Below are 3,573 nucleotides of genomic sequence, written 5' to 3' on the forward strand. Positions count from 1 at the left end.
TCTCGCGGCCCGGGCTCGTGGCGCGGAACGGGCTCGTGGCGCGGAACGGTGACGGGAGGCGGGACGACGCCGAGGGGCGGCTCGGAGCCGGTGTCGCCGCATCGCCCGCGCCACCGCCACGGTCGTGGACGACCGTCGCCATATCAGCCACCGAAGGCGTCGGGGTGGAGCTCGCGGGCGATCGTCTCCACCGAGGTCGCCATCCGCGAACTCTCGAAGAAGTCGGCCAGGGGGACCACCACGATGCGGTCGTCGCGGATCGCCGGCGTGGTGGCCATGATGGGCTGGTTGCGCAGGTACTCGATCTTGTCCTCGGCGCTGGTGGCCCCGTAGTCGAGCACGACGATCGCCTCCGGTCGGCGTTCGCCGAGGATCTCCCACGTGGTCTTGAGGTAGGGCCGGTCGCCCTCGATGAAGATGTTGTCGGCTCCCGCGTACTCGCCGATCAGCTGGCCGATGCCGACGCCGCCGATCGTCAGGGGCTCCGCCTCACCGCTGTCGTAGAAGAACGTCGGGGTCCCCGTCACCCCGGCCTCGTCCAGGGTGGCGCGGACCGACTCGATCCGGTCGACGATGCGGTCGGTGAGCTGCTGCGCACCCTCCTCGACGCCGAGGACCCGGCCCAGCTGGGAGAAGTCGGTCTCGAGCATGGAGACGTCCGGGAACCCGTCGCCGCAGTACTCGGAGAACAGGAAGGTGTCGATGCCCGCCGCGTCGAGCGCGTCCCGGCTCCGGCCCTCCTTCTCGTCGAACGCGCTGCGCATGCCGGCCACCACGAGGTCGGGTTCCAGATCGACGATCTGCTCCCAGCTGGGATACTCCTCGGCCAACCCGGGAATCGCCTCGAGTTCCTCGGCGACCTCCGGCAGGACGTCCTCGCGATCGGCATAGCCCCGGCCGACGATCCGATCCCCCGCACCCATCTGGATGAGGGTCTCCGTGACGTGGGCGTTCATCGTGATGATGCGCTCGGGCGGGGCGTCGAACGTGGACTCACGCTCGCAGTTGGTGATGGTCACCGGCTCGGCGAACGCCTCATTCGAGGTGGCGCTCTCCTGAGCCTCGCCGCGGGAGCAGCCCGCGACGACGACGCCCGTGACGAGCAGCGCGGCGAGCGCCGTGGTGGACCTGGACTGGCGACGGAACATGATCAGACCTCGGATCGTGTCGTGTGCCCACGAACACACGAGACCCGCAGGCGGGCGACCGTCGACACCGGCCACCGACCGTGCAGGACTCCGGATCGCAGACCGCGGCGATGGACAGAGTCGCGTACCTCCGGGCAGGTAATCGGGCTCGTCGTCACCGAGGTGACGGCACACCGTTGCGGGTCAGCGCCGGATTCTCACCGGTCTTCCCCTGCGTATCCGGAGATCAGCAAGTCGTGGTGACAGTATGCACATCCGCCTCGACGGCCGCGGGGGCACCTCCCCGGAACACCCACGGGGGGCCGCCGCTGCGGAACCGGATACCGGGCGCGGTGGCATCGGGCGGAGGGCGCGCTGGCCGCGGCGCGGGGCGCGGGGCCGCTGCGGATCGGCGTCTACTCGTCGTACCCCAGGGAGAACGCCGCCTCGAGGTCGTGCTTGGACAGCGCGCGGAACGCGATGTGCGTCTCGGTGTCGACCACGCCCGGGACCTTGTTCAGGCGGTCGGAGACGATGTCGGCCACCTCCTCGTTGCGGCGGGCCCGCACGAGCACGATGAGGTCGATGGTGCCCGTCACCGAGTACACCTCGGAGACCCCGTCGATCTCGGCGATCGCCTCGGCGACCTCGGGGATGCGCGCCGTCTCGGCGTGGACGAAGACGATGGCGGTGATCATGGCCTGAAGGGTAGTCCAGTCGCGCGGCCCCGGTTCAGCGCATGTTCTCCGGCGTCCAGTACGCGCGCATCGACCGGATCTTGCCCTGCTCGTCGTGGGTCATGAGGTCCCACACGTTGATGGTGGCCTTGGAGTCGGCGTCGAAGTGGGTGGTGATCTCGAAGTTGAACAGCAGGTCGTCGCCACACACGCGCGCCTCGAGCACCTCGCCCTCGATCTTCAGCGCCACCACGGACGAGTAGAACTCGCGGATGGCCGCCTTGCCCTCGTGGACGGTGCCGTTGCCGACGGGGTCCTCGACCGTGGCGTTCTCGGCGTAGAGGTCCAGGACCGCCTCGAGGTCGCCGGCGACCAGCGCGGCGATGTAGGAGTCGGCGGTGGCACGGATCTGCTCGGGGGAGGCACTCACGGCGGTGGCCCTTTCGGTATGACGACGAGACACCTCGAGCCTAGAACGTGTTCTCGATCAGAGCGTTCGTACGCCGCAATCGATAAAGAATATGTGACTTGCGCCACATTGGTAGCGGGCCTACGCTCCGTTCACCAGACATCAGGACGTCCATCCGGCCCGGGAACGGGGTACGCCATGTCCACACGGAACGTCTCGGCCAGGAGCTCGGACGAGGAGTCCTTCCACACCGGCAGGGTGGTGATCATCTCCCTGGTCGCCGCGCTCGGCGGGTTCCTCTTCGGCTTCGACACCGCCGTCATCAACGGCGCGGTGGACGCCGTCCAGGAGACCTTCGGCATGAACGCCGGTCTCACCGGGTTCGTCGTCTCCTCGGCCCTGCTCGGCTGTATCGCCGGCGCGTATCTCGCGGGCCGCCTCGCCGACCGCTGGGGGCGCACCCGCGTCATGGTCCTGGCCTCGGCGCTGTTCACCGTCAGTGCGATCGGCTCCGGGCTCGCGTTCGGCCCGTGGGACCTCATCCTGTGGCGGGTGGTCGGTGGCCTGGGCGTCGGCGCGGCCTCGGTCATCGCGCCGGCGTACATCGCCGAGGTGGCCCCGCCCTCGATACGCGGCCGCCTCGGGTCACTGCAGCAGCTCGCGATCGTCTCCGGCATCTTCGTGGCCCTGCTCTCCGACGCCTGGCTGGCAGCCGTGGCCGGAGGCGCGATCGAGGAGCTGTGGCTGGGGATCCAGGCCTGGCGCTGGATGTTCCTCACCGAGCTGGTCCCCGCGATCACCTACGGCGTACTGGCGCTCATGATCCCGGAATCCCCCCGCTACCTGCTGGCCAAGGGGCTGGTCGGCGAGGCGAGGGACGTCCTGCGCACCATCCAGTCCAGCGGCGTCGACAACCGGATCAAGGAGATCCGTGCGACGGTCCGCGAGGACAGGAAGCGGTCGTGGCAGGACATGCTCACCCCGAGCGGCAGGAACCTCCTGCCGATCGTGTGGATCGGCATCGTGCTGTCCGTCTTCCAGCAGGCCGTGGGCATCAACGTGATCTTCTACTACTCCACGTCCCTCTGGCAGTCGGTCGGCTTCACCGAGGCGGATGCGCTCACCCAGACCGTCATCACCTCGGTCACCAACATCGTGGTGACGATCGTGGCCATCGCACTGATCGACAAGATCGGGCGTCGCAGGCTGCTCATGACCGGCTCGGTCGGCATGACCGTCTCGCTCGCGGTGATGGCCCTGATGTTCAGCACCGCCACGATGGGTCCGGGGCCCGACGGCGAACTCGCTCCCCAACTCGGCGACACCCAGGGGCTGGTCGCGCTGATCGCCGCCAACGGTT

The 3,573-nt window shown here is 68.8% G+C and carries 4 protein-coding genes and 1 riboswitch; of the genes, 1 reads left to right on the plus strand and 3 read right to left on the minus strand.

Annotated features, from left to right (window positions below; genetic code table 11):
* Positions 1-143: 143 nt before the first annotated feature.
* The 3 genes from G6028_RS07365 to G6028_RS07375 form a co-directional block, all read right to left on the minus strand.
* Positions 144-1,148 carry an ABC transporter substrate-binding protein gene (locus tag G6028_RS07365; protein WP_182617959.1) on the minus strand — a complete coding sequence of 335 codons (1,005 nt, stop codon included), beginning with the start codon at positions 1,146-1,148 and terminating at the stop codon, positions 144-146.
* A gap of 116 nt (positions 1,149-1,264) precedes the next feature.
* Positions 1,265-1,386, minus strand: a riboswitch (cobalamin riboswitch).
* 157 nt (positions 1,387-1,543) lie between these two features.
* Positions 1,544-1,825, minus strand: a complete 282-nt coding sequence (locus tag G6028_RS07370) for an Lrp/AsnC family transcriptional regulator (protein ID WP_179523957.1) — start codon at positions 1,823-1,825, stop codon at positions 1,544-1,546.
* 34 nt (positions 1,826-1,859) lie between these two features.
* Positions 1,860-2,234: an SgcJ/EcaC family oxidoreductase gene (locus G6028_RS07375; protein WP_179523958.1), complete on the minus strand. Its 375-nt coding sequence runs from the start codon at positions 2,232-2,234 to the stop codon at positions 1,860-1,862.
* Between the two features lie 177 nt (positions 2,235-2,411).
* Between G6028_RS07375 and G6028_RS07380 the strand changes: the two genes are divergently transcribed.
* Positions 2,412-3,573, plus strand: a 1,162-nt coding sequence (locus G6028_RS07380; RefSeq protein WP_182658477.1) for a sugar porter family MFS transporter, incomplete at its 3' end; no start/stop codon positions are given.

It is taken from the genome of Dietzia cercidiphylli, from assembly GCF_014145145.1.
Classification (GTDB): domain Bacteria; phylum Actinomycetota; class Actinomycetes; order Mycobacteriales; family Mycobacteriaceae; genus Dietzia; species Dietzia natronolimnaea.